Raw genomic sequence first — 25,335 nt, forward strand, 5'->3', positions numbered from 1 at the left:
GAAACCGCAATCACGGTCACTTAATTCGTGGCTTTGTGGATCAGCTCGGCCACGGCCGTGGCCAGTTTGCGGTAGCCGGCGGCATTCGGATGGATGGTGTCGCTCTTGAGGTCACGGTCGGAAAAGATGTCGCTGAGAGTCTTCTCGAGGTAGGGCAGCCGATTGGACTCGGCCAGCTCTTCGTAAAAAGCGGGTGGCGACAAGAAAAGTCCCGGTTCCGGCACTCCGACCAGGACCACGTCGCTGCCCGCTTGCCGGCAGAGATCGATCATCGCCTGCAGGTTTTTGCGTGTCCGCTCCCTGTCGAGACGGCGGAGAAAGTCGTTGCCGCCATGGATCAGGATGACCAGTTGCGGCTGCGTTTCTTCCAGCACCCGTGGCAGCCTTCGGAGCCCCTCGGCCGAAATTTCTCCCGGAACGCCCGCGTTGATCACCTTGTGTCCCAGCAACTGCTCCAGCACCGCCGGGTAGCTCTGTTCCTCCGCGGCCCCGTTGCCGTGAGTCAGACTGTCGCCGTAGGCGAGGATGACCGCGTCGGCGGCCAGCGGGCTCAGTTGCGGTTGCCGGTTGCAGGCGGCGACGAGCAGCAGGACGCAGAAGAAGAGGTAGTTTCGCAGGCGCATGTTTGAACAATAACAGAAAAAGAAAAACCCTCCCGCCGGCGCAGAAGGGCTATCGCTTTTTGGCATCCCCAGGGGGGATTCGCCTGCTACGTCGGTCGCATCCCGTTCCCTCCTGCGCAGGCCCCCTTCGCCCGCTGCCGCGGTCATCCCTGGCCGCTTCTCGTCCACTGGACGCGCTCGCTCCGCTTCGAATCCCCTGTGCCGGAAAACGAACACGGCCCTTCCGCGATTGCGCAAGAGCCGTGTGAATGATTGGCGTCCCCAGGGGGATTCGAACCCCCGTCGCCGCCGTGAAAGGGCGGTGTCCTGGGCCAGGCTAGACGATAGGGACTTGAGAAGCAGAATTTGCCACAAATGGAGAATGATGACAATGAAAAAATAGGAAAAAATCAAAAATTTCGTGTAAGGGCCTGTCATGAGTTTTTTTTCTGCGAGCCGGTTGATATCAACACGGCTTAAGTTGAAAACGGTTTTCATTTTCTTGTTGACGAGTCGGGCGGCGATCTGTATTTTCCGAAAACAATTTTCAATTTCGTTTCGTTCGGTTGTCAGCTCAAGGCCGCGACGGAGCGCCCATTTCAACCACCCAAGGAGTTATTACATGTCGAGACGTATTATGGGTCTAGTCGGATTGCTGCTGGTCTTTTCACCGCACATCGCAATGTCCGCCAGCCTCGAAGAGCTTGAGCGGCGCCTGAATATCGTGACCGCGGAACTGCAGAAAATGAAAAATGAATCGGCGGTGAGTGAGGCTGAATATCAGTCGATCTACGGGTTCGGTCCCGCGGCCTCGAAAGTTTATACTCTCTCGCGGGGGTTATCGATCGGCGGCTACGGCGAAGCCCACTACACGAACTATGTCAGCGATCAGGGCAGGAAACAGGATCAGGCGGATTTCCTCCGTTTTGTCCTTTATTCCGGTTACAAGTTTACCGACAGCATCATTCTGAATTCGGAGATCGAGTTCGAACACGCTTCAACCGAGGATGACGGTGCGGTTTCCCTGGAATTCTCCACCCTGGATTTCCTGCTCAGCAAAAGATTCAATCTCCGGGCCGGTCTGATGCTGATTCCGATCGGAATCACCAATGAACTCCATGAGCCGACCCTGTTTCATGGCAATGACCGGCCGCTGGTCGAGCGCTATGTCATTCCGACGACCTGGCGCGAAATGGGGATCGGCGCCTTCGGCGAACTCGCCGAAGGCCTGGAGTACAAGCTCTACCTGGTCAACGGCCTGGACGCGACCGGTTTCGACGGTAAGGGGATTCGCGGCGGCCGACAGGATGGTTCCAAGGCGCTGGCCGAAGATTGGGCCATCATCGCCCGTCTCGATTATGAACCGCTCCTCGGACTTAATCTCGGCGCCGGCACCTACCTGGGCAACTCCGGACAGGGCCAGGAATTCGCCGGAAGAGAGACCGATGTCTTCACCCGAATCTACGAAGCTCACGTCCAGTACAAGGTCGGCGGCCTGGAGTTGAAGGCTCTCGGCTCACGGGTCCGGATCGATGATACTGACGCGGTTTCGGCTGAAGTCGGCGAAGCGGTTCCGGAGCGGATTTCCGGCTGGTACGGGGAGGTCGCCTACGATGTCCTGCCGCTGTTTGTTCCCGGTACCGATCAGTACCTGGCGCCTTTTGTGCGCTATGAGCAGATCGATTACCGGGGCACCGACGAGGATGTCGACCTGCTGGTCGCCGGTATCAGCTACAAGCCGACTCCGAATGTCGTGGTCAAGGCCGATTATCGCAATGTCAACAACAAGAACAGGGCAGATACGGCCGACGAGGTCAACCTGGGCATCGGCTTTATCTTCTGATTCGGAATCCATTCAGAAACGGAGAGGCAGTGCGTCGGCGGCGTCCTTTCGCCGTCGGCGCACCAGTTTGACATTATGCGTCTGAAAACAGTTATCTACCTGGCCTTGGCTCTGTTCTGTGCGGCGGCGGTGGCTCATGCCGGAACCTACATGACCAGGAGCGAAGCCCTGGCCCTTGCCTTCGGGGAAGGGGCCGAGATCGGGACTGTCCAGTTGTTCATGACCGAAGCCGAACTGGCGGAGGTCACCGGAGAATCCGGAATCCACCCCGATTCGGCACTCTACACGTTCTATGTCGGCAAGGACGGCAACCGGGTCATCGGCTATGCCGCCATCGAGGCGGCGACTGTCCGCACCCATCCGGAGACGGTGCTGGTGGCGCTCTACCCGGACGGCAGGGTGCGTTTCGTTGAAATCCTGGCATTTTTCGAGCCGGAAGATTACCTGCCGTCCAGGCGCTGGCTGAAGCAGTTCCGCGATCGGAGTTTCTCCGGCAGGCTCAGGATCGGCGGCGATATTCACGGGATGACCGGGGCAACCCTGTCCGCTCAGTCGGTCACCCGCCAGGTGCGGAAAACCGCGGCCATACTCCATACCTACCTGGCGAGGACAGAATGATGCGGATGTTGCTGACCGGACCGCAGGCGGAGCGGCCTGCCGGAACCATCATGGGGTTTTTCTATTTTTACTTTCTGCTGCATTGGCTGACCGGATTTTTCATGTTCTTCACCAGGCTCGGCTTCACTTACGACAGTGTTGTCCGTTACTACCTTGGGGATCCGGAACGTTTCATGAACCCGCGCAGCTTCAGTGGACTGCTGGAGGTGAGTCACTTTCACCTGTTCGCCATGGGGTTGTTCTTCGTGGTGTTCTCGCATCTGCTTCTGTTCACGGGGTTCCGGGCACCGTTCAAATGCCGGCTGACCTGGGGACTGGCCGGTGCCCTGTTGACGGATATGGCGTCCGGATGGCTGGTCAGGTACCTGGCCGCGGAATTCGCCTGGCTGAAGCTGGCGGCCTTCTGGAGTGTGCAGGGGGTGTCCCTGGTGCTGCTGGGAGGATTGTTGTGGGAATTTTCGGGTCGCCGCAGCCGGCGGCCGCTGTCCATGGCCCCGGGGAAGACCGGACAACTTGATTAACATTCTGCGCTCGCTGCGCTTCGAATCCCCCTGGCGAAAAAAGCAAAACGCCCTTCCACTTGCGTAGAAGGGCTTGGGGATTCGTCCACTACGTCAGGCGCGTCCTGCGCCTTCCTGCGTGGACTCCCCTTCGCTCGCTGCCGCGGCCATCCCTGGCCGCTCATCGTCCACTGGACGCGCTCGCTACGCTTCGAATCCCCCTGGCGAAAAAAGCAAAACGCCCTTCCACTTGCGTAGAAGGGCGTTTTGCTTTTTGGCGTCCCCAGGGGGATTCGAACCCCCGTCGCCGCCGTGAAAGGGCGGTGTCCTGGGCCAGGCTAGACGATAGGGACTTAAAACTTCAAGTACCCTGCAGGAAATGTCCCTGCGGTTACTGCTTGAAAATGGTGAGCCGGGGGGGGATCGAACCCACGACCATCTGATTAAAAGTCAGATGCTCTACCAACTGAGCTACCGGCCCGCAACGGGAATGAATTTATACTGGAAGCCGTGGTTATAGTCAACCCTTTTCTCGAATTTTTTTTCGCCCCGTCAAACGGGAGAAAAAATGCTCCTGTTCGTGGCTTTGGTCAAGCGAACGGATTGCTCAGCTGGATGGTCTGGTCACGGCGCGGACCGACCGAAATCAGCACCGGCGGACAGCCGGTGACCTCCGCCAGTTTATCGAGATAGGCGCGGGCCGCGGCCGGCAGCGCGTCCAGGCTCTTGGCTTCGGAGATGTCCGACTGCCAGCCTTCCAGCTCTTCGTAGATCGGCTTGCATTCGCGCAGCACCTCGAAATCGCGGGGAAAGTGTTCAAGCATTTCTCCCCGGTAGGAGTAGCCGGTACAGACCTTGATGGTTTCCAGGTCGTTGAGGACATCGAGCTTGGTGATGGCCAGGCCGGTCAGGCCGCTGGTGCGTACCGCTTCGCGCAGGGCCACGGCGTCGAACCAGCCGCAGCGACGGGGGCGACCGGTGGTTGAACCGAATTCCTGGCCAGCCTTGCGCAGCGCGTCGCCCATTTCGTCGTGCAGTTCGGTCGGAAAGGGACCGCTGCCGACCCGGGTGACATAGGCCTTGGAAATACCGATCACCTGGTCGAGGTGGCGGGGCCCGATGCCGCTGCCGGTGCAGGCGCCGCCGGCCACCGTTGAGGATGAGGTGACAAAGGGATAGGTCCCGTGATCGATGTCGAGCAGGGCGCCCTGGGCGCCCTCGAAGAGCAGGTTGCGGCCTTCTTTCACGCTCTGCCCGAGCAGAGTTGAGGAACAACCGAGATATTTTTTCAGGATCTCGGCATAGGTGCTGTACTCGTCGATGATGGCGTCACGGTCGAGGGGGGACTTGCCGAGGAACTTTTCCAGCAGGAAATTCTTCTCCGGCAGGTATTCATCGACCTTGCGGGCGAAGACATCGGGTCGCACCAGGTCGTTGAGACGAATACCGCGGCGGCCGATCTTGTCTTCGTAGGCCGGGCCGATGCCGCGGCCGGTGGTCCCGATTTTCCTGTCCCCCTTGGCTTCCTCGCGGGCAATGTCGATGGCGGTGTGCCAGGGCATGATGATGTGAACGTTGCCGTCGATCACCAGCTGGCCGTCATCCTGCATGTAGCCCCTGGCCTTGAGCCCTTCGATCTCCTTGATGAAGACGCGCGGGTCAAGGACGACGCCGTTGCCGATGATGCAGCGTTTGCCGGGGTGCAGAATTCCCGAGGGAATCAGGTGGAGGATGGTTTTCTGGTCACCGACCACCAGCGTGTGTCCGGCATTGTTGCCGCCCTGAAAGCGGATCACGTCGTCGGCGTACTCGGTGTAGATGTCGACGACCTTGCCTTTGCCTTCGTCGCCCCATTGGGCGCCTACGATTACAACGTTCGGCATTCTTTTCAGCTCCTGTGGGGATCGAGTTGCAGGTTGCCGGCTTCGATCTCGTCAATGGAAATCTGCCTTTCGTGGCCGTCGGCGACCCTGACCAGCTTGACGGAATCCTGCTCGCTCCCGATGATCATCACGTAGTGAAAGTCCATTTTCCCGGCATAGGCCAGGGTTTCTTCAAGCCCGCGCGGGTAGTTGTCGCGGGCGGCGGAATAGCCTTGTCGGCGCAGGGCGCGGGCCAGTTGCTGGGCCCGGCGCTTGTTGTCTCCCTGCTGGAAGAGCAGCACGTCGGTGGTGCGGGCCGCCGGCAGCTGCAGTTCTTTGTCAAGGGCGAACAGCAGGTTGAGCAGATTGAAAGTGAACCCGGTGGCCGCCAGTGGCCGGCCGTAGCGGGCGGTCAGGTTGTCGTAGCGGCCGCCGCTGCAGACGGCGCGGCCGAGGCCGGGCAGAAATCCCTGGAAAGTGATTCCGGTATGGTAGTCGAGGCCGCGGATTTCTCCAAGGTCGAAGGTGACATAGGGATCGACCTGATAGGTCTCGAGGACCTGCAGCACGTCGGCGAGGTTGCTCAGGGCCCGGCGGGCGGAGGGGGTGTGGACGACCCGGTCGGCCCGTTCGAGGACTTCACGTCCGCCGAACAGCCGCGGCAGGGCGAGCAGTTCCTCTTTCTGCCGGTCGCTGACGGCCAGCGGTTCGAGCAGTTGTCTGAGGCCGGAAGTGTCCTTGCGGCCGATGGCGTCACGCAGCGCGGCCAGTGTCGCCTGGTCGAGGTCGAGGTCGTTCATGATGCCGCGAAAGAATTCGACCTGGCCGATGTCGATGGTGAATTCCGGCGTCCCCAGATCCTGCAGCGCTTCGACCGCCATGGCAATCATTTCGGCATCCGCCTCGGCGTTCGGCAGGCCGATCAATTCGACGCCGGCCTGGAAGATCTCCCGATCTTTGCCGGCCTGCTGCTCGGTGTGACGCAGCACCCGGCCGCTGTAGCAGAGCCGCAGCGGCAGCGGCAGGTTCTGCATGCGGGTGGCGACGATGCGTGCCACCTGCGGGGTGATGTCCGGCGGGAAGGCGACCAGTCGTCCGCTCTGGCGGTCGTCGAAACGGAAGGTCTTTTCACGCAGACCGCCGCCCAGTCCCTGTTCCAGGACGTCAAGGTTCTCCAGCGACGGGGGCAGCACCGGGCGGAATCCCCAGCGATGGAAAAGTTCCAGCAGGGTCTTCTGCAGGAATTCAACCTTGGCCGCCCTGTTCGGCAGAAAGTCTTTGACCCCCTTGGGAAGCAGGGCTTCGGGGGTGGTTGCGTCAGTCGTCATCGTTTTCCGTGGGCATGAAGGCTGTTAGAGAATAACCTGGATGGCTGAACGGATGGCCTGATGGGACCTGATCCGTTCCAGGACGTCATCCGGGATCGGGGTGTCGATATTGAGGACCGTGAGGGCTTCGCCGCTGCCCCGGGCCAGATTCATCCGGGCGATGTTGATCTCTGCTTCTCCGAGCAGCTGGCCGATGTAGCCGACCACGCCCGGCTGATCATGGTTGTAGAGGATCAGGATCGGACCTTCCGGCGAGGTTTCCAGGTCGTAATGATCGATCTTGACGATTCGCGCGCGGTCGCCGAACAGCCCGCCGCAGACACTGCGGCTGCCGCTCTCGTCCTCGATGGTGACCCGCATCAGGGTCGCGTAGCCTTCACTTTGCGAGCTTTTCGCCTCGACGATGTCGATCCCCCGCTCTTTGGCGATGAAGGGCGCGTTGACATAGTTGACCATCGAGCCGACCACCGGCTGCAGCAGCCCGTTGAGGACCGCCATGGTCAGCGGCGCCATCGGGTGGGCGGTGATGTCACCGGCATACTCGATGTTGAGTTTGCGTACCGCGCCGTTGCTGAGCTGGGTCAGCAGGGCACCGAGCTTTTCCCCGAGCTGCACGTAGGGGCGGATCTCGGCGAGCAGTTCGGCGCTGACCGAGGGGACGTTGAGGGCATTGATCACTTCGCCGCGTTGCAGGAAGGCGACGATCTGCCGGGCCACCTGGACGGTGACGTTGATCTGGGCGTCGACCGTGGCGGCCCGGAGATGCGGAGTGCAGATCACTTCCGGCAGCCGCAGCAGGGGATTGTCCGCGGCCGGGGGTTCCTGGCTGAAAACATCCAGCGCGGCGCCGCCGATCTGTCCGGCGGCAATGGCTTTCGCCAGGGCCTGCTCGTCGATCAGTCCGCCGGTGGCACAGTTGATGATGCGGCAGCCCGGTTTGCAGCGCTGCAGCTGTTTTTCTCCCAACAGGTTCTCGGTCTCCTGGTTGAGGGGGACGTGCAGGGTTATGAAGTCGGCCTCCGCCAGCAGCCGGTCCAGGTCGAGCTGGCTGGCGCCGAGCTGCCGGACCATCTCCTGCGGCAGATAGGGGTCGTGGACCACCACGTTCATCTTCAGGGCGCGGGCACGTTCAACCACCAGTCGGCCGATCTTTCCGGCCCCAATCACGCCGAGAGTTTTTCCCGCCAGTTCAATGCCGAGAAACTGTTCCTTGTCCCAGTTGCCGGCGCTGGTGGAGATATGCGCCCGGGGGATGTTTCGGGCGAGGGAGAAGAGCATCGCCAGGGTGTGCTCGGCGGTGGTTGTGGTGCTGCCGAACGGGGTGTTCATGACCACCACCCCCTTGCGGTTGGCGGCCGCGAGATCCATGTTTTCGATCCCGATGCCGGCCCGGCCGATGACCTTCAGGCACGCGGCGCTCTCCAGCAGTTCGGCGCTGACCCTTGTGCCGCCACGCACCACCAGTGCTTCGGCGTCACGGATCGCGACCTGCAGGTCGTCGCTGGAGATGCCTGGTTGATAATCGAGGGTGATGCCTTCGGCGGATTCGAAGACCTGCAGCCCCTCCTGGGAGAATGTGTCTGAAATAAGGACTTTCATTGGGTCGGGTTGGTGCTTCCGTGCCGTTTTTTCGACGCTGCGAACCAACACAACAAATTAGCAACCGAACCCTGCGATGTCAAGGTAAAAAAGCCAGACTGGACGGGGGGTTGCATAAAAAAGCCCGGCATCGGTGCCGGGCTGAAAGACAGGCTGGAAAGGGGCGGTCAGCTGATGGTGACATTCTGAGCCTGCAGGCCCTTGGGTCCATCGATCATTTCAAAGGAGACGATATCTCCTTCGCTGAGCGTTCGGTATCCATCCATCTGGATAGCGGAGAAATGGACGAAAATGTCCGGGCCTCCCTCCTGTTCAATGAAACCGAATCCCTTGGTGTTGTTGAACCATTTGACCGTACCTTGCATCGTCATACCGCATCTCCTGTGCAACTGGCCGCAGCCGAGAGGACTGGCAGGCCGTTCTCGAAAAGGCGCCCTCCTGTTGGCGCAAAACAATGATCCCGGGTCAGTGAGTTCGTGCTTGATGAAGAGGGTAAGCGCTTGGCCTGATTGCCGTTTTCAAAAATCTTAGGCGCACCCGCAGGTTCGCCGGTGATTGTTGGGAATGGCAGGCAGGGCAATGGCTTGCGCTCTTCGCAGGTAATGGACCCTCTGATTCAGGATTTTAACTTTAGCGCTTCGCCGAGAAAAATCAAGTGGAGTTCGTTAAATTTTACAAATACCCCATATTCGTCCCGGGTCCGGGAGGCAAAAAAGGGGAAAGCCGCCTGTCGGCGGCCTTCCCCGCATTGGATATTGTCGAAGATATTTGTGTCCTGTCAGTGCAGTTTCAATTTTCTGCGCAACTGACGGAGCATCTTGTCGTGGCAGGGTTCGCAGATGGTTGACGTGTCGATTTCACAGACGTTGCGGCGGATCTGGTACCCTTCGGCCTCGATGGCGCCCTGGTAGTTTCCGCACCAGGCACAATACTTGAGCATGACGCTCTCCCTTGTGGTTTGCATTATCTGATACCACAAGATCTTGTAGTGTCAATGGCCCGTGCAGAGATTATTTCTTTTCTCCGGAAGCCTGTCGGCGCAGGTATTCGATCAGCAGGCGAACCCCGACCCCGGTTCCGCCGGGACTGAGGTAGTCACGTTCCTTCTCCTGCCAGGCCGTACCGGCAATATCGAGGTGAGCCCAGGTATAGTCGCGGGCGAAGGTCTGCAGAAAGGCCGCGGCGGTGATGGTTCCGGCCGGTCGACCACCGACATTCTTGACGTCTGCCACTTCGCTCTTGATCTGGCGGTCGTAGTCATCCCACAGCGGCAGTTGCCAGAGGCGTTCGCCGCTGTGCCGGCCGGCGGCCAGCAGCTGTTTAATCAGGCCGTCATGGTTACCGAGCACGGCACTGGCATGGTGGCCGAGAGCGATGATGCAGGCGCCGGTCAGGGTCGCCAGGTCGATGACTACCCGCGGTTTGAAACGGGCGGCGTAACTGAGGGCGTCGGCCAGGATCAGCCGCCCTTCAGCATCGGTGTTGAGGACTTCAATGGTCTTGCCGCTGAGCGAGGTGAGGATATCGCCGGGGCGATAAGCCGTGCCGGAGGGGAGGTTTTCCACCGCCGGAACAATGCCGACCAGGTTGACCGGCAACCGCAGGGCGGCGGCGGCCTTGATCGTGCCGAGTACCGCCGCGCCACCGGCCATGTCCATCTTCATTTCATCCATTTTATCGGCCGGTTTCAGGGAAATGCCGCCGGCATCGAAAACCACCCCTTTGCCGATCAGGGTGATCGGTTGCTGGGCCGGGTCGCCGCCGTTGTATTCAAGAAGAATCAGGCGCGGGTCACGGGTGCTGCCCTGGGCGACGCCCAATAGAGCTCCAAACCCTTCTTTTTCAAGCTGTCGGCGTTCCAGTACGGTGCATTTCAGCCCCGCTTCTTCGGCCATTGCCTGCGCCTGTTCAGCCAGGAAGGCGGGTGATTTGACGTTGCCGGGCTGGTTGACCAAGGTGCGGGCAAAGCAGGCACCGGCGCAGATCGCAGCGGCGTCCTCCACCACGGCTGCGGCCAGATCGCGTTGGGCCCGCGTGTCGACCAGCAACAGCCCTTTGTCGACAGGGGCCGCTTTTCGTTCATCGTCGCTCAGGTAGCGATCAAAGCTGTAGCCGGCCAGCAGCAGCCCCTCGGCGGTTGCCTGCACCGCCAGGTCCGCCGTCCGGGCGGTGGAGAAGCTTGCCAGATCCAGGCAGAACTGGCCGAGTCGGCGTTCGCGCAGTTGCCTTACGGCCCGGCCGGCGCCCTGCCGCAGGGTCTCGCAGCTGATCTCGGCCGTTTTGCCGAGGCCGATCAACAGGACTCTGGTCGGTCTGATCATCGCGCCGCTGTGCAGCAGCATGGTTTCGCCGCAACGCCCTCTGAACTCGCCGTCGCGGCGGGCGCGCTGCAGGATTCCGTCAAGGGCGCTGTCGAGTTCTTTCAGGAGGGGGGTGGTCATCCTGCCCTCCTGGACCCCCAGGATCAGGCAGGGGGTTTTCTGTTTCAGGGGGGCGGCTTTTTTGACCTGCAGTTTCATGAGGACTCCTCGTTTCTTTCAGGAACAACTCGATTCAGGAATTTCGCAGGGACCGGGTGTTTTGACTTTCGGCTCCGGCCCGCTAGAATGCTAGGAGGCTGTCGGACTATCCATAAACTGGCTGCAAATCCGCGCGTTCGGCCCATATCCCAGCTCCATTTTGCCCCATAGCCACTGCTATGAGGCTGCAATTGAGCCGAAATCTGTGCTCAAACGCTCGAATTTTCGCTTCAGCCTGTATAGTCCGACAGTCTCCTAGGATAGACAATAACTGCAGGTTTTTCCAGCGGGGAGGGAACGATGAGCAAAAGAGGATGGTGGTTGTTGCCGGTGGCGGCGGTGTTTTTCCTGGCGGGTTGCGCGTCATCCCGGCCCGCCGCGAGTGTCGATAAAACAACCGTTGCAGCGCAGGAGGAACAGGCGGTCGATGGTGTCTCAGGCTATGAGCAGCAGGATGGTCGAACCGGTCTGGTCGGTCGGGTGTTTCTCAAGGATGGCGGTCAGCCGCTGGCCGGTGCCTATGTCAATATCTACCCCGACGCCACCTCCAACCTGCTCGGTCCATCGCAGTTCATTTCCAGCCCGACCGATGAGGACGGATATTACCGGATTGATGTTCCGGCCGGGACCTACTACATCGTGGCGCGCAAACGGACCACGGGAGAACCGAGCGGACCGCTGGCACCGGGTGACTACTATTCCGAGCACCGGCGCATCAGGGCCGAGGTCAAGTCGGGCCGCCTGGCGCGAGTCGATCTGGAAGTGGTACCGATGAAGGCGCCGATGTTCTTCAAGAAAAACCTGGCCGATCGCCGGACCGACACCGGGATTCGCGGTCGCCTGGTCGATGCCTCCGGCAAACCGGTACCCGGCAGTTTCGCCATCGCCTATGTCGACGACAATCTGAAGCGCCTGCCGGACTATGCGTCGACCCTCTCCGACAGCCAGGGGCGGTTCACCATCTACCTGCCCAAGGGCGGGATCTACTACCTGGCGGCGCGGGTGCATGCCTGGGACATGCCGCATCCCGGCGAACTTTACGGCAAACTCGGGGGTGATCAGCCGCGACCGCTGGCGGTGAAAAAAGGGTCCTTTGTCGAGGATGTGACGCTGGTGCTGACGCCGTTTACGGGGACGTACAAGCCCGGCAAAAGCCGCCGTCCTTATTAGCGAGGCGGCCGATACGCACGCATCTGCTGCGTTGCTCGCGTCTTCAGTCGCTACGGAGTAGCTGCCGCTACACCTCACTCCCTCAGCCGTGAGACGCCTTGCATCTACGCACGTCTCGACCGCCTTGAAGCAGTGGTGCTGTGATTTCAACCGCCTTGTGGCGGTAGTGCTGGGGGTAAGACAAAAGCCACAACCCAATTTTGTATCGGGTGTGGCCTTTGTGTAGTTTATCGTTTGCCCCAGGCTGAGCAAAAATGCTCAGATGCAAGGCGTCCGTAACCCTGCGGAATAAGGCGTACCGGAAGGTACGTCGTTGACGCAGGGGGAAGGACAACGCCGCAGATGGGCGTTTTTGCTCAGCCGGTCAGCGCATGCCGACCCTGCTCAGCAACACGCCGAGCTTGCGGTTGAGAAAATGTTCCCGCGGCAGACTGGCGACCGGCGGTGGCTTGCGCTGTCCGAGTCGCTTCAACTGGTCGATGATTTCCTGGTTGCGCTCCATCTTCAGCCCCTGCCGAAAGGCGCGGATGGCGCGCCCCTTCTGGCCGGCTTCGAGGTAGACTTTTCCCAGGTTGAGATAATGCAGGCTTTTCCCGGGGTCGCTCTGCTGAGCCGCGAGGCACATGGCGATGGCCTTCTGAAACTGCTTTTTTTCCCGTGCCAGGCAATAGGCCAGATGCGATTTGACCAGCGGGGTGGCGGACAGCCTGGCGGCATCCTCGAACAGGACCAGAGCCAGCAGGGTGTCGTCTTCTGCGATCGCCTGTTTCCCTCGCTTGACCAGGACGTTGAATCGTTCTCTGCTCATCGGCCCTCTCCTTGGTGACGGTCAGAATCCGTTGTCTGAATCAGGTCTGGCGAAGGTTTTGTCCAGCAATCCCTGTTCCAGTCAGCAGTTTATCGCCCCACAGGCGGGGTGCAAGCCGGTCGGCACTCTGCCGGAAGCGAATGTCCGGTTCTTTCACACCTATAATTACCGGCTTATCACCGGGAGATGAGGGGGCCGGGGCTCACCTGAACGCACTGAGTCAGATTTCAGCCCATCCGCAACTCGATGAAACTGTACAGGTCGGGGCAGTTGAGAAAGGCATTGTTTTCCAGTTCCCAGGCAAGGGTCGAGGTCGGGGTCGGTCCGTAGTCGTGTCCGGGGTAAACCAGGGTTTCGGGAGGCAGCTGTTTTATCCTCTGCAGACTGTGATAGAGACGTTTCACATCACCGCCCGGCAGGTCGGCACGACCGCAACGGCTGACGAACAGGGTATCGCCGGTGATGATCGCGTCGCCGACTCTGAAAATGACCGAGCCGGGGGTGTGACCCGGGGTGTGCAGGGATTCAATCCGGCCGTTGCCGAGGATGATCAGGCTGCCGTTGCCGAGCGGCTGCTGGGCGTGGGGGATGTCGCTGGGATGGGCGGTGAGAACCGCGCCGGTGGCGGAATGGATGGCGTTGTTGCCGGCGATATGATCGCGATGGCCATGCGTGTTGGCCAGGATGCGGATGTCCAGTCCGCGTTCGGCAGCGGCTTCGAGCAGCAGTTCCGGTGCGAAACCGGGGTCGACAACCATAGCCTCACGGGTTTCCGGACACCAGACGAGGTAGGTGAAATTATCCGACCGGCCGACCGGCAGCTGCAGGATTTCAAAGTTCATCATGATCAGAGCCAGTCCGGGGTTTCCGGCTCGGTCCGGCCGATTTTACGGATCTCCCCCCCGGTGATTTTGAACTGCAGGCCGGTTGCCTTAACGGTCCATTCATCTCCCTCGGCCGGTGGTTGCGGGAATTCGCGGCTGCCGAGGTAGACGTCTTCATTGTCGATCATGCCATACCATTCGAGCTGGCCGGTCTGCCAGATTTTGGTTTTAAGTCCGTAAGCCATAGAACGTGATTCTCCTGGTTTCGTGGATTAAGGGCTGATGTGCGCACCCGTTTAATCATAGCCGCAGATGTCGTCGGGACGCAATCGCTTCCGACGGTCCCAGATCCACCGGCTGTTTTGCGGACCGAGGGTGGCGGGATGGGTGGAGATGCGAGGCGCCGTGCCGATTCGGGCGGAAACGTAGTCGAGCTACGTTGAGCACCGAATCGGTAAAGGCAACGAAGTAGATTCATCCGTAACGACAGCCGAATCCCGAAATTGCCGGTGGATCTGGGACGCTGGTTGTGAAGCCATCGGCTTTACGGCTATAATGCTCTCTGTCTGCGAAGGTGAAGCGGCGACGGGAGGTTGGATGAAGTTTACCAAGATGCATGGAGCCGGCAACGATTATGTCTACGTCAACGGTTTCGAGGAACAGTTGGCGGACCCGGAAGGGCTGGCGCGGCGGGTCAGTGACCGTCACTTCGGCATCGGTTCCGACGGTCTGATCCTGATTCTGCCGTCGGAACGGGCCGATCTGCGGATGCGGATTTTCAATGCCGACGGCAGTGAAGCGCAGATGTGCGGTAACGGTGTCCGTTGCGTGGCCAAGTACGCCTGGGACCATGGCCTGGTCCGTCGTCGGGAGCTGACCGTGGAGACCGGAGCCGGCATTTTGACCCTGCAGCTCTTTCCCGGTGCCGATGAGAGAATCGAGCGGGTGCGGGTCAATATGGGGTCACCGCGCCTGACCCGGGCTGAACTGCCGATGACCGGAGCGGCCGACCGCCGGGCGGTGGACGTGGAACTGGCGGTGAATGGTGAGGTTTTTCGGGCGACCTGCGTGTCGATGGGCAACCCTCACTGTGTCATCTATGTTGATGATGTCGAGCGCTTTCCGGTGGCGGACGTCGGTCCGTTGATCGAGCATCATCCCTGGTTTCCCGAGCGGATCAATGTTCATTTCGTGCAGGTGCTTTCCGCCACCGAAGTCCGGCAGCGGACCTGGGAGCGGGGTGCCGGGGAGACCCTTGCCTGCGGGACCGGGGCCTCGGCGGTCTGCGTGGCCGGGGTGCTGACCGGTCGCGGCGACCGTTCGCTGCTGGTCCATCTGCCCGGTGGTGAGCTGCGGCTGGAATGGGCCGCGGACGGCGATGTCTACATGACCGGACCGGCGACCGAGGTCTTCAGCGGGGAGTGGCGGGGATGAACGACTGTCCGATGTGTCGGCGCTGGCGGCAGGAGCCTGACCTGCGTATCGCCGAATTCGAGTATTGCTATGTGACCCTCAATCGTGACCAGTTTTTCCGGGGCTACACCCTGGTGTTCAGCAAAGATCATGTCACGGAGCTGTTTCATCTCGATGCCGCGGCCCGGGGGGCGGTGCTGGAGGAGGTCAATCGCGTGGCAGAGGCCTTGGCCCGAATCTTCAACCCGGCCAAGATGAACTACGAACTGCTCGGCAATATGGTACCGCACATGCACTGGCACCTGGTGCCGCGCTTTGTCGATGACCCGCTCTGGCCGCGTCCGATCTGGAGCGAACCCCATGACGAGCAACCGCTTGCAGCGGAGGCCTGCCGCGAGCGGATCAGGCAGATCCGCGAAGCGTTGGAGATCTGATAAGTGGATGCCATTCTGTTCGACCTCGACAATACCCTCTATTCACCGGATCGTGACCTTTTTTCCCTGATTGACGTGCGCATCAACCGTTACATGGAAGAGGTGGTCTGTATTGCCCCGGGCGAGGTCGACGGCCTGCGGCGGCGCTATTGGCAGGACTACGGCGCCACCCTGCAGGGGCTGGTGCGTCATTGGCAGGTCGATCCGGAGGATTATCTCGATTATGTGCATGACGTCGATGTCGCCGGTCGGCTTTCGCCCGACCCCGAGCTGCGTTATGCCATCGAACAGCTGCCGATGGACTGCTATGTTTTTACCAACGGTTCCTGCGGCCATGCCGAACGGGTGGTCGATGTTCTTGGCCTGCAGGGGGTTTTTGCCGGCATCTTCGATATCCGCATCGCCAACTACCAACCGAAGCCGAACCCTGATCCCTACCGGGGTGTGCTGCAACGACTGGGAACGGATGCCGGTCGCTGTGTGATGATCGAGGATTCTCTTGACAACCTGCAGACCGCCAAGCAACTTGGCATGACCACCGTGCTGGTCGGGCGCGGACCGGCCGCAGGCCATGTCGATCATCATGTCGCCGATGCCCGGGGTGCCGCTGAAGCGGTCGGCACCCTGATTTCTTCCTCCTGCTGACGGGGAAGGTGGGCAATCGTGACCCGGCATCCCCTCGGTGTTCATGCCTCGATCGCCGGCGGTATCGAAAAAGCGATCCTGCGTGGCGAGCGGATCGGTTGTACCGCGCTGCAGATTTTCACCGGCAACGCCAGCCGTTGGGTCGTGAAACCCCTTTCGCCGACCGGTGTCGAGGCGTTTCATGCTGCCCGGTTGAACAGTCCCATCGGCAAGGTGTTCGCCCATGACAGTTACCTGATCAATCTTGCCGCACCCGACGACGGGAAGTGGGAAAAATCGAAAGCCGCCTTCATCGATGAACTGCGGCGTTGCCGGCAGCTCGGACTCGACGGGCTGGTGATGCATCCCGGCGCCCATCTTGAGTGTGGAGAAGAGGTCGGGCTGCAACGTGTCGCCGTCGCCTTCCACGAGATTTTTACCGCCGTGCCGGATGCGCCGCAGGTGCTGCTTGAGACCACTGCCGGCATGGGCAGTCATCTCGGCTGGCGCTTCGAACAGCTGGCGCGTATTATCGAACGGGTCCCCGAACATGACTTCGGCATCTGCTTCGATACCTGTCATGTCTTTGCCGCCGGCTACGATATCTCCCGTGAAGCCGGTTACGAGGCGGTCATGGCCGAGTTCGACCGTCTTGTCGGTTGCGGGTGCATCCGCCTGTTCCACATCAATGACAGCAAAAAGGACTGTGGTTCGCGGGTCGATCGTCATCAGCATGTCGGGCGAGGCTGTATCGGTGAGACCGGCTTCGCCTGCCTGATGCGGGATGCGCGCTTTACAGATGTGCCCAAGATCCTGGAAACACCGCCGGGGGAGGACCATGTTGACGACCTGCGCAACCTGGAGCTGTTGCGACGACTCGCGGGAGAGGGCTGAGGTCTGCAAACACGTCCCCTCGCCCCCTTTTGGAAAAGGGGGATGGAGAACGATCTCGGTGACGTTACGAACAGAGGTTTGGATTATGCGTGCAGTGTTGCAGCGGGTCAGTGAAGCTCGCGTCAGGGTGGACAACGAAATCGTCGGGGAGATCGGGCCGGGGCTGCTGGTGCTGCTCGGAGTCGGTCGGGGTGATGATGAGCGGGATGTCGTTTATCTGGCGGAAAAGACGGCCGGTCTGCGTATTTTTGAAGACGACGGGGGCAAGATGAACCTTTCGGTCAGTGATATCGGTGGTGCCGTGCTGGCGGTTTCGCAATTCACCCTGTTCGGGGACTGCCGCAAGGGACGGCGGCCGGGATTTGCGGCGGCGGCTCCTCCTGACGAGGCGAAACGTCTTTACCAGCTGTTCGTCGACCGGTTGCGGCAGCGGGGGCTGCCGGTCGCCACAGGTGTTTTCCAGGCCGATATGAAAGTCGAGCTGGCCAACGACGGGCCGGTGACCATGCTGCTCGACAGCAACAGGGAGTTCTGATGGACGGAGATGTTCAGGAAGGGCGTGGCCGCAGCGCCAGGAAACGAGCCGCGCAGCAGGTGGAAAAGCTGGCGCAGCGACTGGTTGACCTGCCGGAGAAGCAGCTGCCGGATTTGCCTTTGCCGGTTGAGCTGGCAAAGGAGCTGGAGCAGGTGCGCAGCACCCGTGGACATTCTTCGCGGCGCCGGGCGGTTAAGCACCTGGCCGGGATGCTGCGTCGTGACGAGGAGCTGATCGGTCGGATCGAAGACCATCTGGCAGGTGTGAGTGAAGCCCACTGGCGGCAGCAGGCCCGTTTTCACCGGCTGGAAGAACTGCGTGACCGCCTCTGCGATCCGCAGACGGTCGATACTGTGATCCAGGAGTTGTCCGGTTGTCTGCCCGGGCCAGAAATCAAGGAGCTAAGACGGCTTTCCCGGGTTGCCGGCAATGGTGACCGTGGTGCGGCGCGGAAGGTCTTTCGGCTGTTGCGTGACCTTGAGGGAGAACTCTGTCGTGATTGAATCCGGGGTGGGGGATGTTAAGCTGAAACAGGGAGGATAGTAAATGCTGCGCCTGATAATCGTACTTGTCGTGAGCCTGACGGTTGCCGCCCCGGTTTTTGCCGTGGAGCTTTATCCCTGTCGAGATCAGGAGGGGCGCCTGTTCGTGACCGACGACCCGGGTCACCTGCCGGCAGGATGTGCCCTGCTCGGGGCACCTTCGGGCAAGGGGAGTTTCAGTGTCGTGACCTCTCCCCATTCGGGCGACAGTCCCGCCGCCCGTGGTGCCATGACGGCTCCGTCTCGTACCGGCCAGTTGGAACGGGCCCGGACACGGATATGGCAACATCGCGCTGAAACCCTGCTGGCTGATTATCGTCGGATTGTTGGTGAGATGTCCCGCACCCGCCGCAGCCGTGACCGGCGCGTGGTACGCCAGCGGCTGGAACTGGTCAAAGAGAAAAAGGTGCTGCTGCTGGCCGAGGTGCAGCGTTCGAACCGTCTTATCCTGCGGCAGGAACTGGCCGAACTGCTGGCCGTGATCCCCGATTGAAACGAGAAAAAACCCGACCAGATGGTCGGGTTTTTTTGCCAACCTGATTCAGGGTTAATGCAGAGGAAAACTCAGAGAGCTTTCTTGATCAGGCCTTCAAGCTGGTTTTTCGGTACCGCCCCGACTACCTGGTCAACGACCTTGCCGTCCTTGAACAGGATCAGGGTCGGGATGCCGCGAACACCGTACTGGCCCGGAGTGGCCGGGTTGTCATCAACATTGAGCTTGCCGATCTTGACCTGGCCGTCAAATTCGTCCGCCAGGCTGTCGACCACCGGGGCAATCGCTTTGCAGGGGGCGCACCAGGATGCCCAGAAATCCACCAGAACCGGAGTGGAGGATTGCAGAACATCACTGTCGAAACTGTCGTCGGTCAACTCTACAACTTTATCGCTTGCCATCGTCTGTATCTCCTTTGGAATGAAATCCTGAAAACGGTCAATCGGTAACCGGAGTCGAACAGGGCCGACGCGCCTGCCGGGGGTCGCGAATTCAGGGATGCTTCAATGGGAAGAAATCACGTCGTACAATGATAATCAACGCTTCAGAAAAATCAAGGGCATGTTCGCGGGAGAGGCCGGCTGCGCTTGACAGTTTCCCCCCGGGTTCCTATGCTCTGCCCTGACTTGGTCTGCCCTGACCCGGTCTGCCACTTGAGAGAAAGCCTTGAACGGAGGTGGGTCATGTCCCAATCCAGGATCATGACTGCGGTTGCGCAGCATGTCGAACGAGTGACAAAAAGCTTTGAGCTGCAGTCCGAGGAGTTGGCCGGACTGGTCGAGCAGGTTGTCAACGGCTTCTACCATGAACAGAAGCTGTTGCTGGCCGCTTCGGGCGCGCTTGGTGACGTGGCCAACCTGATTGCCAACCAGTTTCTTCATCGGCTCCATTTTGAACGGCCGCAGTTGCCGGCTGTTTCCCTCTGCCATGACCTGACCCTGGCGGCGTCCCTGGCCCGTCACAACCTGGATGACCAGTATTATGCCCGCCAGCTGCAGATGCTGGCCGCTTCCGGTGATTTGCTGTTGATCCTTGCCGACGGTCAGCACGACGCGGCCATCGATGCCGCGATTCAGGTGGCGCGTGACAAGGAGTGCGCGATCGCCGTTCTCTGTCCGGCCCGGCCCGGCTGGAACGGCCCCGCGATTGATTTCAAGCTTGAACTGGAAGCCGACAATACCGGTGAACTGGCAGAAACCGCTCTGCTTTTTGGCCGACTGTTGTGCGAACTGGTTGAACACGAACTGTTTGGAATCTGATCTCATGTCCCTCTTCCCGGCAATGCTCGACCTGCAGGACCGGCTCTGCCTGGTGTTCGGTGGCGGTACGGTTGCCTGCCGCAAGCTGCAGTCGCTGCTGGCGGCCGGAGCCCGGGTTCGCCTGGTGGCCCCCGACTGCCGGCGGCCGCCCGCGCGGGGAGAGTTTGAATGGTTGCGCCGCTGCTGGCGGCCGGAGGACCTGAGTCCGGATATTCTGCTGGTGGTCGTGGCGACCGACAACCCGCGGGTCAACAGGGAGATTGCCGAGACGGCGAGGCGGATGAATATCCTGGTCAATGCCGCCGCGGTCGGCGCTCGTGGCGACCTGCAGTTTCCGGCGGTGCGGCGCCGGGGGCGGCTGACCCTGGCGGTCGGTACCGAGGGGGGCAGTCCGGCTTTGGCCGGGCTGGTTGCCGATCTGGCGCTGCAGCGCTTCGGTTCCGAATGGGAGTTTGTGGCTGAACTGGCCGCGGCGCTGCGGCGCTCCGCGTTGACAGCCGCTTCGGGGCAGGAATATAATCAATCTTTTTTGCGCCTTTTGCTTGACGGCGGGTTGGCCGAGCTGGTTGCCCGGGGGCGTTGGAACGATGTGGACCAGTTGTTGCAAACGGTCTGCGGTGGCAATTGCAGCCTGGCGGCATTGGGGCTGGAACGACCGGACGGGAACCCATGAGCATCAATATTCTCCTCTACAAAATCACCCTGCTGGTTTATCTCGCGGCGACCATACTGTTCCTGGTCGATGTGATCACCCGTCGTGTCAAACTGGGTACAATCGCCCGCTGGATCCTGGGGGGAGGATTCCTTCTGCACTGCATCACCCTGGGGGCTCGCTACTTTGCCACCGGCCATGTCCCGGTAGTCAATCTGCATGAATCGCTCTCCTTTTTTGCCTGGGCGGTGATCGGCATCTTCTTCCTGTTTGATTTCAAATACCGACTTGATATTCTCGGCGCCTTCAGTTGTCCGCTGGCCCTGGCACTGATGATCCTCGGCGCGGCGACCACCGCACCGACGCCGACCGTCAACCCGGCCCTTGACAGCTGGTGGTTCCCGGTCCATGTCGCCCTGGCGTTTCTCGGTTATGCCGTCTTTGCCCTCTCCTTTGTCGCCGCGGTCATGTACCTGCTGCAGGAGAGGATGCTCAAAAGTAAGAGTTTCTCAGGGCTCTATTACCGCCTTCCGTCTCTGGAGATCCTTGACAATATCAACTACCGGTGTCTGACCATCGGCTTTCCGCTGATGACCATGGGGATTATTTCCGGGGCCGTGTGGGCCAACTCGGCCTGGGGCGGCTACTGGCGCTGGGATCCCAAGGAGACCTGGGCGCTGATCACCTGGTTCCTCTACGCGGCCCTGCTGCACGGTCGCCTGACCATCGGCTGGCGCGGACGACGGGCGGCCATCTTCGCCATCATCGGATTTCTCTGCCTGATGTTTACCTTCTTCGGGGTGAACATGATGCTTTCGGATCTGCACAGTTTCAACGCCCTGGAAGGACGCTAGGGGAGTTACGCGCTGTATGAATATTATTGTTGTTGGTCTCAGCCACCATTCCGCGCCGGTGGAAATTCGGGAGAAAGTCGCCTTCTCGCCGAATGACATGAAGCGTCCGTTGCGGCAGGTGCTCGATCTGCCGGATATCGGTGAGGCGATGATCGTTTCCACCTGCAACCGGGTGGAGATCTATGCCACAAGTCGCAACCCCGACGCCGGCATCGCCGGTTTGCGCCGTTTTATGGCGGATTTTCACCAGCTTCCCCAGGATGATCTGCAGCCGCATCTCTACGATTACCAGGGCGAGGAGGCGATCCGTCATGTCTTCCGGGTTTCGGCCAGCCTCGATTCGATGGTGATCGGTGAACCGCAGATCCTCGGTCAGATCAAGACCGCCTATGGCTACGCTGCCGAATTCAAGACCGTCGGCCTGATCCTCAACCGTTTTCTGCACAAGGCCTTCTCGGTCGCCAAGCGGGTGCGGACAGAAACCAATATCGCCGGCAACGCGGTCTCGGTGTCCTTTGCCGCGGTGGAACTGGCGCGCAAAATTTTCGGTTCGCTCGACAACAAGACGGTGCTGCTGATCGGTGCCGGGGAGATGTGCGAACTGGCGGCCAAGCATTTTATCAACAACGGTGTCGGCCGGGTGCTGGTCACCAACCGGACGTTCTCCCGGGCGGAGAGGCTCGCCGCCGAGTTCGCCGGGCGGGCGATTCCCTTCGAGGAGTTCCCTGAGCATTTGCACCTCGCCGACATCGTCCTCACTTCGACCGGCGCGCCGACCTGTATCCTCGATCGTCCCCGGGTTGAGAAGGTACTCAAGATCCGCAAGAACAAACCGATGTTCTTTATCGATATCGCCGTCCCGCGGGATATCGAACCGCAGGTCAACGGAGTGCCCAACGTCTATCTCTACGACGTCGACGATCTGCAGGGGGTGGTTCAGGCCAATCTCAAGGAACGGCATAAAGAGGCGAAGAAGGCCGAAGAGATCATCGATCTGGAAATCGGCCAGTTCCATGCCTGGATGGCGACGCTCCAGGTCAAGCCGACCATTGTCTCCCTGCGGCGCAAGTTCGAGGAGATCCGCCGCGGCGAGGTGGAAAAGACCCTGCGTAACCTCAAGCATGTCGACCAGAAGCAGGAGAAGGCCATCGAAGCCTTGACCTCCGCGATCATCAACAAGATCCTGCATCCGGCGATCAGCGCCCTGAAAGAGAAGCAGAATGGCGAGGGGGACAACTTCGTCGATGCCGTACGAACCCTGTTTGCCCTCGAAGGGACCGCGGGAGAAACGCAATTCAAGCCGTTGGCGGTGGATGACGAAGGCCTCGAAACAGATCAACCGACACCCGATCAGAGTCAAGGAGCGAAATAATTATCATGGCGAAGAAAACCCTGCGCATCGGCACCCGTGCCAGTCAACTGGCCCTCTGGCAGGCCAACTGGGTCAAGTCCGAACTGGAAAAACGTTACCCGGATCTCGACGTCACTCTGACCAAAATCAAGACCCAGGGTGACAAGATTCTCGATGTGCCGCTGGCGATGGTCGGCGGCAAGGGCTTGTTCGTCAAGGAAATCGAAGAGGCGATGCTGCGCGGCGAGGTCGATATCGCCGTGCATTCGATGAAGGATGTGCCGACCATCTTTCCTGCCGGTCTTGCCCTGCGCTGCATCACCGCCCGTGAGGATGTCCGCGATATCTGCATCCTCAAGCCCGGGTTCAAGAGTTTTCGGGATCTGCCGCAGGGGGCGCGCATCGGCACCTCGTCTCTGCGCCGCAAGGCCTGTCTGCTGCAGGTGCGTCCCGATTTTCAGATGGTCGATATCCGCGGCAATGTTGAAACCCGCATCCGCAAGCTGACCGAAGAGGACCTCGATGCCGTGGTGCTGGCCGCCGCCGGCATGAAGCGGCTCGGTTTCGGCAACCAGATCTCTGAATATCTGCCGGTCGATGTCTCCCTGCCGGCTATCGGTCAGGGCGCGCTCGGCCTGGAAAGCCGTATCGATGACGCCGAGACCAACGAGCTGATTGATTTCTTCAATGAACCCGAGACCGCCGCCGCGGTCACCGCGGAGCGGGCTCTGCTGGCCCGGCTCGAAGGTGGCTGCCAGGTGCCGATTGCCGCCTATGGTACGGTTGAGGAAGAACGGTTGACCCTCAGCGGCCTGGTGGCCAGCGTCGACGGCAAGGAGATCATCCAGGGACAGGTCGAAGGGCCCGCCGCCGAGGCCGGACAGCTTGGCGTCTCGCTGGCTGATGATCTGCTGATTCGTGGGGCCGGTCGGATTCTCAACGAGGTTTACGGCATCGAAACCTTCCATCCGAACAAGGAAGACGTTTAACCCGCAGCCGATGGCAGAGCAGCTTTTATTTTCCGGTATGGTTTACCTGGTCGGCGCCGGGCCCGGTGATCCCGGGTTGATGACGACCCGGGGCCTGGCCTGCCTGCGGCGTGCCGAGGTGGTGATCTACGACTACCTGGCCAACCCGGTGTTTCTCGACGAGGCTCCGGCGGCGGAGAAAATCTATGTCGGCAAGACCCGCGGGTGCCACCATACTTCCCAGGCGGACATCAACCAACTGCTGATCGACAAGGCGCGTACCGGCAAACAGGTGGTCCGACTGAAAGGGGGCGATCCCTTTATTTTCGGTCGCGGTGGTGAAGAGGCCCTGGCGCTGCATGAGGCCGGCATTCCCTTTGAAGTGGTCCCCGGGGTCACGGCCGGGTTCGCCGCCGCCGCCTATGCGGGCATTCCTCTTACTCATCGGGATTTCACCACCAGCCTGGCGCTCTTTACCGGTCATGAGAAGCCGGAGAAGAAACTTTCCAGCCTCGAATGGAGCAAGCTGGCAACCGGAGTCGGGACCCAGGTGTTCTACATGGGGATGGCCAACCTGGCGGTGATCAGCGAGCAACTGGTCCGCCACGGGCGGTCCCCTGAAACGCCGGTGGCGGTGATCCGCTGGGCGACCACGCCGCGCCAGCAGGTGGTGGAAGGGACTCTGGCCGATATCGTTGACCGGGTCGCGGCCGCCGGCCTCAAGCCGCCGGCGGTGATCGTGGTCGGCGAGGTGGTCAGCCTGCGCCGGCAGTTGCGCTGGTTCGAAGATCGTCCGCTGCTCGGAAAGCGGGTGCTGGTGACCCGGGCCGCCGGTCAGGCCGGGGACTTTGTCCGCCAGCTTGAACAGCAGGGGGCCGAGGCGCTTCCCTGCCCGGTCATCGAACTGGTCGACCCGGAGGATTTTGCTCCACTCGATGCCCAGATTGAGCATCTGGCCGATTTTGACAGCCTGATTCTGACCTCAGCCAATGCCGTGGAGCGTTTTTTCGCCCGCCTTCGCGGCAAGGGGCTTGATTTGCGTGCGCTGGCCGGTTTGCGGGTGGTGGCGGTGGGGCCGAAGACGGCACGTTGCATTGCCGCGCAGGGCATCAATCCCGACCTGGTTCCGGTAGACAGCCGTGCCGAGGGGGTGGTTGCCGAACTGCTGCTGGCCGAAGGCGTCAGAAACCAGCGGATTCTCTACCCACGGGCGGCGCTTGCCCGTCCGGTGATTCCCGAGCAGCTGACCGCCGCCGGGGCCGAGGTCGAGGCGCCGGTGCTCTACCGCACCCTGCCGGCCGGCGAGGGTGCCGGCCGTCTGCAGCAGGCCCTGCTCGGCGGACTGGATGCCGTGACATTTACGTCGTCATCGACCGTGACCAACCTGTTTGCTCTGGCCGATGAGGAGCAGCGCGCTCAACTGAGTCGTCTGCCGCTCTTCTCCATCGGCCCCGAAACCAGTAAAACCTTGCGGCGACATGGATTGCCGGTCGCCGCAGAGGCTTCTTTTTCGACCCTTGAGGGGCTGGTCGCCAGCCTGATCGAATATTATCGAAAACCGGCCAAAGGCTAAGGGCAAAAGGCCAAGGGGAAGACCCTCTTCCCTGATTGTTGCCGTCAGCCTTTAGCCCTGGGCCCTTAGC

At 60.8% G+C, this 25,335-nt stretch carries 28 protein-coding genes and 3 tRNA genes; 17 read left to right on the plus strand and 14 right to left on the minus strand.

Translation table 11 applies throughout. From position 1 onward, the window contains the following. Positions 1-20: 20 nt before the first annotated feature. Together C2E25_RS00500 and C2E25_RS00505 are read right to left on the minus strand one after the other, a co-directional pair. Entirely contained in the window at positions 21-623 is a 603-nt protein-coding gene (locus tag C2E25_RS00500) for an arylesterase (protein WP_103113858.1), read from the minus strand. A gap of 253 nt (positions 624-876) precedes the next feature. Further along, positions 877-954 (minus strand) — tRNA-Glu (locus C2E25_RS00505). A gap of 270 nt (positions 955-1,224) precedes the next feature. On the opposite strand from C2E25_RS00505, the gene C2E25_RS00510 reads away from it, so the two are divergent. From C2E25_RS00510 to C2E25_RS00520, 3 genes are all read left to right on the plus strand, one after another. Next, on the plus strand, positions 1,225-2,445 hold the full coding sequence (locus C2E25_RS00510) for a porin (RefSeq protein ID WP_146032866.1): 1,221 nt from the start codon (positions 1,225-1,227) through the stop codon (positions 2,443-2,445). Positions 2,446-2,520: 75 nt separating this feature from the next. Continuing rightward, positions 2,521-3,063, plus strand: coding sequence for an FMN-binding protein (locus C2E25_RS00515; RefSeq protein ID WP_103113860.1), 543 nt, complete (start codon positions 2,521-2,523; stop codon positions 3,061-3,063). Beyond that, entirely contained in the window at positions 3,060-3,584 is a 525-nt protein-coding gene (locus tag C2E25_RS00520) for a hypothetical protein (protein WP_146032867.1), read from the plus strand. The genes C2E25_RS00515 and C2E25_RS00520 overlap by 4 nt, the downstream gene beginning before the upstream one ends. Positions 3,585-3,838: 254 nt before the next feature. On the opposite strand, the gene C2E25_RS00525 is transcribed toward C2E25_RS00520, so the two are convergent. From C2E25_RS00525 to C2E25_RS00555, 8 genes are all read right to left on the minus strand, one after another. Continuing rightward, positions 3,839-3,916, minus strand: a tRNA-Glu gene (locus C2E25_RS00525). 52 nt (positions 3,917-3,968) lie between these two features. Further along, positions 3,969-4,044 (minus strand) — tRNA-Lys (locus C2E25_RS00530). Positions 4,045-4,153: 109 nt separating this feature from the next. Next, positions 4,154-5,446 carry an adenylosuccinate synthase gene (locus tag C2E25_RS00535; RefSeq protein ID WP_103113862.1) on the minus strand — a complete coding sequence of 431 codons (1,293 nt, stop codon included), beginning with the start codon at positions 5,444-5,446 and terminating at the stop codon, positions 4,154-4,156. A 5-nt stretch (positions 5,447-5,451) separates the two neighbouring features. Further along, positions 5,452-6,753, minus strand: coding sequence for an ATP phosphoribosyltransferase regulatory subunit (hisZ, locus tag C2E25_RS00540; protein WP_103113863.1), 1,302 nt, complete (start codon positions 6,751-6,753; stop codon positions 5,452-5,454). A 24-nt stretch (positions 6,754-6,777) separates the two neighbouring features. Beyond that, complete coding sequence (serA, locus tag C2E25_RS00545) at positions 6,778-8,352, minus strand: phosphoglycerate dehydrogenase (protein ID WP_103113864.1); 1,575 nt, start codon at positions 8,350-8,352, stop codon at positions 6,778-6,780. Positions 8,353-8,519: 167 nt separating this feature from the next. Beyond that, a complete protein-coding gene (locus C2E25_RS00550) occupies positions 8,520-8,723 on the minus strand; it encodes a cold-shock protein (protein WP_103113865.1) in 204 nt (67 codons plus the stop codon). 407 nt (positions 8,724-9,130) lie between these two features. Continuing rightward, positions 9,131-9,292, minus strand: coding sequence for a hypothetical protein (locus C2E25_RS17415; RefSeq protein ID WP_158247071.1), 162 nt, complete (start codon positions 9,290-9,292; stop codon positions 9,131-9,133). 70 nt (positions 9,293-9,362) lie between these two features. Further along, on the minus strand, positions 9,363-10,871 hold the full coding sequence (locus C2E25_RS00555; RefSeq protein WP_103113866.1) for a leucyl aminopeptidase: 1,509 nt from the start codon (positions 10,869-10,871) through the stop codon (positions 9,363-9,365). A 300-nt stretch (positions 10,872-11,171) separates the two neighbouring features. Between C2E25_RS00555 and C2E25_RS00560 the strand changes: the two genes are divergently transcribed. Beyond that, positions 11,172-12,041: an MSCRAMM family protein gene (locus tag C2E25_RS00560; protein WP_146032868.1), complete on the plus strand. Its 870-nt coding sequence runs from the start codon at positions 11,172-11,174 to the stop codon at positions 12,039-12,041. A 364-nt stretch (positions 12,042-12,405) separates the two neighbouring features. Here the strand turns inward: C2E25_RS00560 and C2E25_RS00565 are convergent, their stop codons facing one another. The 3 genes from C2E25_RS00565 to C2E25_RS00575 all read right to left on the minus strand — a co-directional run bounded on the left by C2E25_RS00565 (position 12,406) and on the right by C2E25_RS00575 (position 13,918). Beyond that, on the minus strand, positions 12,406-12,849 hold the full coding sequence (locus C2E25_RS00565) for a tetratricopeptide repeat protein (protein WP_103113868.1): 444 nt from the start codon (positions 12,847-12,849) through the stop codon (positions 12,406-12,408). 227 nt (positions 12,850-13,076) lie between these two features. After that, a complete protein-coding gene (locus C2E25_RS00570) occupies positions 13,077-13,694 on the minus strand; it encodes a hydroxyacylglutathione hydrolase family protein (protein ID WP_103113869.1) in 618 nt (205 codons plus the stop codon). Between the two features lie 2 nt (positions 13,695-13,696). Beyond that, the gene (locus C2E25_RS00575) at positions 13,697-13,918 is read right to left on the minus strand and encodes a hypothetical protein (protein ID WP_103113870.1); all 222 of its coding nucleotides are present in this window, start codon (positions 13,916-13,918) and stop codon (positions 13,697-13,699) included. A 352-nt stretch (positions 13,919-14,270) separates the two neighbouring features. On the opposite strand from C2E25_RS00575, the gene dapF reads away from it, so the two are divergent. From dapF to C2E25_RS00610, 7 genes are all read left to right on the plus strand, one after another. Beyond that, on the plus strand, positions 14,271-15,107 hold the full coding sequence (gene dapF, locus C2E25_RS00580; RefSeq protein ID WP_103113871.1) for a diaminopimelate epimerase: 837 nt from the start codon (positions 14,271-14,273) through the stop codon (positions 15,105-15,107). Then, on the plus strand, positions 15,104-15,520 hold the full coding sequence (locus C2E25_RS00585; protein WP_103113872.1) for an HIT family protein: 417 nt from the start codon (positions 15,104-15,106) through the stop codon (positions 15,518-15,520). Before dapF ends, C2E25_RS00585 begins: the two co-directional genes overlap by 4 nt. A gap of 3 nt (positions 15,521-15,523) precedes the next feature. Further along, complete coding sequence (locus C2E25_RS00590) at positions 15,524-16,165, plus strand: pyrimidine 5'-nucleotidase (RefSeq protein ID WP_103113873.1); 642 nt, start codon at positions 15,524-15,526, stop codon at positions 16,163-16,165. 18 nt (positions 16,166-16,183) lie between these two features. Next, on the plus strand, positions 16,184-17,038 hold the full coding sequence (locus C2E25_RS00595) for a deoxyribonuclease IV (RefSeq protein ID WP_332882120.1): 855 nt from the start codon (positions 16,184-16,186) through the stop codon (positions 17,036-17,038). Between the two features lie 85 nt (positions 17,039-17,123). Then, positions 17,124-17,573, plus strand: a complete 450-nt coding sequence (dtd, locus tag C2E25_RS00600) for a D-aminoacyl-tRNA deacylase (protein ID WP_103113875.1) — start codon at positions 17,124-17,126, stop codon at positions 17,571-17,573. Continuing rightward, positions 17,573-18,076: a ribosome biogenesis factor YjgA gene (gene yjgA / locus C2E25_RS00605; protein WP_103113876.1), complete on the plus strand. Its 504-nt coding sequence runs from the start codon at positions 17,573-17,575 to the stop codon at positions 18,074-18,076. Before dtd ends, yjgA begins: the two co-directional genes overlap by 1 nt. Before the next feature lie 43 nt (positions 18,077-18,119). Beyond that, on the plus strand, positions 18,120-18,608 hold the full coding sequence (locus C2E25_RS00610) for a hypothetical protein (protein ID WP_103113877.1): 489 nt from the start codon (positions 18,120-18,122) through the stop codon (positions 18,606-18,608). 71 nt (positions 18,609-18,679) lie between these two features. Here the strand turns inward: C2E25_RS00610 and trxA are convergent, their stop codons facing one another. Continuing rightward, the gene (gene trxA, locus C2E25_RS00615) at positions 18,680-19,009 is read right to left on the minus strand and encodes a thioredoxin TrxA (protein ID WP_103113878.1); all 330 of its coding nucleotides are present in this window, start codon (positions 19,007-19,009) and stop codon (positions 18,680-18,682) included. Positions 19,010-19,291: 282 nt separating this feature from the next. On the opposite strand from trxA, the gene C2E25_RS00620 reads away from it, so the two are divergent. The 6 genes from C2E25_RS00620 to cobA are packed head-to-tail and all read left to right on the plus strand — an operon-like array spanning position 19,292 to position 25,265. Continuing rightward, complete coding sequence (locus C2E25_RS00620) at positions 19,292-19,867, plus strand: SIS domain-containing protein (RefSeq protein ID WP_158247072.1); 576 nt, start codon at positions 19,292-19,294, stop codon at positions 19,865-19,867. Between the two features lie 4 nt (positions 19,868-19,871). Continuing rightward, positions 19,872-20,540 carry a precorrin-2 dehydrogenase/sirohydrochlorin ferrochelatase family protein gene (locus C2E25_RS00625; protein WP_158247073.1) on the plus strand — a complete coding sequence of 223 codons (669 nt, stop codon included), beginning with the start codon at positions 19,872-19,874 and terminating at the stop codon, positions 20,538-20,540. Between the two features lie 2 nt (positions 20,541-20,542). Beyond that, entirely contained in the window at positions 20,543-21,373 is an 831-nt protein-coding gene (gene ccsB, locus C2E25_RS00630; protein WP_199177342.1) for a c-type cytochrome biogenesis protein CcsB, read from the plus strand. 16 nt (positions 21,374-21,389) lie between these two features. After that, positions 21,390-22,745: a glutamyl-tRNA reductase gene (gene hemA / locus C2E25_RS00635; protein WP_103113882.1), complete on the plus strand. Its 1,356-nt coding sequence runs from the start codon at positions 21,390-21,392 to the stop codon at positions 22,743-22,745. Positions 22,746-22,750: 5 nt separating this feature from the next. After that, entirely contained in the window at positions 22,751-23,713 is a 963-nt protein-coding gene (hemC, locus tag C2E25_RS00640) for a hydroxymethylbilane synthase (protein ID WP_103113883.1), read from the plus strand. A 10-nt stretch (positions 23,714-23,723) separates the two neighbouring features. Continuing rightward, complete coding sequence (cobA, locus tag C2E25_RS00645) at positions 23,724-25,265, plus strand: uroporphyrinogen-III C-methyltransferase (protein WP_103113884.1); 1,542 nt, start codon at positions 23,724-23,726, stop codon at positions 25,263-25,265. The last annotated feature ends 70 nt before the right edge of the window (positions 25,266-25,335 follow it).

The sequence above is a fragment of the Geothermobacter hydrogeniphilus genome (assembly GCF_002898515.1).
Classification (GTDB): domain Bacteria; phylum Desulfobacterota; class Desulfuromonadia; order Desulfuromonadales; family Geothermobacteraceae; genus Geothermobacter_A.

What these genes read in the sequence shown, in the direction of transcription:
- C2E25_RS00500 (WP_103113858.1), bottom strand. Translation starts at nt 623, where the DNA reads ATGCGCCTGCGAAACTACCTCTTCTTCTGCGTCCTGCTGCTCGTCGCC.
- C2E25_RS00510 (WP_146032866.1), top strand. Translation starts at nt 1,225, where the DNA reads ATGTCGAGACGTATTATGGGTCTAGTCGGATTGCTGCTGGTCTTTTCA.
- C2E25_RS00515 (WP_103113860.1), top strand. Translation starts at nt 2,521, where the DNA reads ATGCGTCTGAAAACAGTTATCTACCTGGCCTTGGCTCTGTTCTGTGCG.
- C2E25_RS00520 (WP_146032867.1), top strand. Translation starts at nt 3,060, where the DNA reads ATGATGCGGATGTTGCTGACCGGACCGCAGGCGGAGCGGCCTGCCGGA.
- C2E25_RS00535 (WP_103113862.1), bottom strand. Translation starts at nt 5,446, where the DNA reads ATGCCGAACGTTGTAATCGTAGGCGCCCAATGGGGCGACGAAGGCAAA.
- hisZ (WP_103113863.1), bottom strand. Translation starts at nt 6,753, where the DNA reads ATGACGACTGACGCAACCACCCCCGAAGCCCTGCTTCCCAAGGGGGTC.
- serA (WP_103113864.1), bottom strand. Translation starts at nt 8,352, where the DNA reads ATGAAAGTCCTTATTTCAGACACATTCTCCCAGGAGGGGCTGCAGGTC.
- C2E25_RS00550 (WP_103113865.1), bottom strand. Translation starts at nt 8,723, where the DNA reads ATGACGATGCAAGGTACGGTCAAATGGTTCAACAACACCAAGGGATTC.
- C2E25_RS17415 (WP_158247071.1), bottom strand. Translation starts at nt 9,292, where the DNA reads ATGCTCAAGTATTGTGCCTGGTGCGGAAACTACCAGGGCGCCATCGAG.
- C2E25_RS00555 (WP_103113866.1), bottom strand. Translation starts at nt 10,871, where the DNA reads ATGAAACTGCAGGTCAAAAAAGCCGCCCCCCTGAAACAGAAAACCCCC.
- C2E25_RS00560 (WP_146032868.1), top strand. Translation starts at nt 11,172, where the DNA reads ATGAGCAAAAGAGGATGGTGGTTGTTGCCGGTGGCGGCGGTGTTTTTC.
- C2E25_RS00565 (WP_103113868.1), bottom strand. Translation starts at nt 12,849, where the DNA reads ATGAGCAGAGAACGATTCAACGTCCTGGTCAAGCGAGGGAAACAGGCG.
- C2E25_RS00570 (WP_103113869.1), bottom strand. Translation starts at nt 13,694, where the DNA reads ATGATGAACTTTGAAATCCTGCAGCTGCCGGTCGGCCGGTCGGATAAT.
- C2E25_RS00575 (WP_103113870.1), bottom strand. Translation starts at nt 13,918, where the DNA reads ATGGCTTACGGACTTAAAACCAAAATCTGGCAGACCGGCCAGCTCGAA.
- dapF (WP_103113871.1), top strand. Translation starts at nt 14,271, where the DNA reads ATGAAGTTTACCAAGATGCATGGAGCCGGCAACGATTATGTCTACGTC.
- C2E25_RS00585 (WP_103113872.1), top strand. Translation starts at nt 15,104, where the DNA reads ATGAACGACTGTCCGATGTGTCGGCGCTGGCGGCAGGAGCCTGACCTG.
- dtd (WP_103113875.1), top strand. Translation starts at nt 17,124, where the DNA reads ATGCGTGCAGTGTTGCAGCGGGTCAGTGAAGCTCGCGTCAGGGTGGAC.
- yjgA (WP_103113876.1), top strand. Translation starts at nt 17,573, where the DNA reads ATGGACGGAGATGTTCAGGAAGGGCGTGGCCGCAGCGCCAGGAAACGA.
- C2E25_RS00610 (WP_103113877.1), top strand. Translation starts at nt 18,120, where the DNA reads ATGCTGCGCCTGATAATCGTACTTGTCGTGAGCCTGACGGTTGCCGCC.
- trxA (WP_103113878.1), bottom strand. Translation starts at nt 19,009, where the DNA reads ATGGCAAGCGATAAAGTTGTAGAGTTGACCGACGACAGTTTCGACAGT.
- C2E25_RS00620 (WP_158247072.1), top strand. Translation starts at nt 19,292, where the DNA reads ATGTCCCAATCCAGGATCATGACTGCGGTTGCGCAGCATGTCGAACGA.
- C2E25_RS00625 (WP_158247073.1), top strand. Translation starts at nt 19,872, where the DNA reads ATGTCCCTCTTCCCGGCAATGCTCGACCTGCAGGACCGGCTCTGCCTG.
- hemA (WP_103113882.1), top strand. Translation starts at nt 21,390, where the DNA reads ATGAATATTATTGTTGTTGGTCTCAGCCACCATTCCGCGCCGGTGGAA.
- hemC (WP_103113883.1), top strand. Translation starts at nt 22,751, where the DNA reads ATGGCGAAGAAAACCCTGCGCATCGGCACCCGTGCCAGTCAACTGGCC.
- cobA (WP_103113884.1), top strand. Translation starts at nt 23,724, where the DNA reads ATGGCAGAGCAGCTTTTATTTTCCGGTATGGTTTACCTGGTCGGCGCC.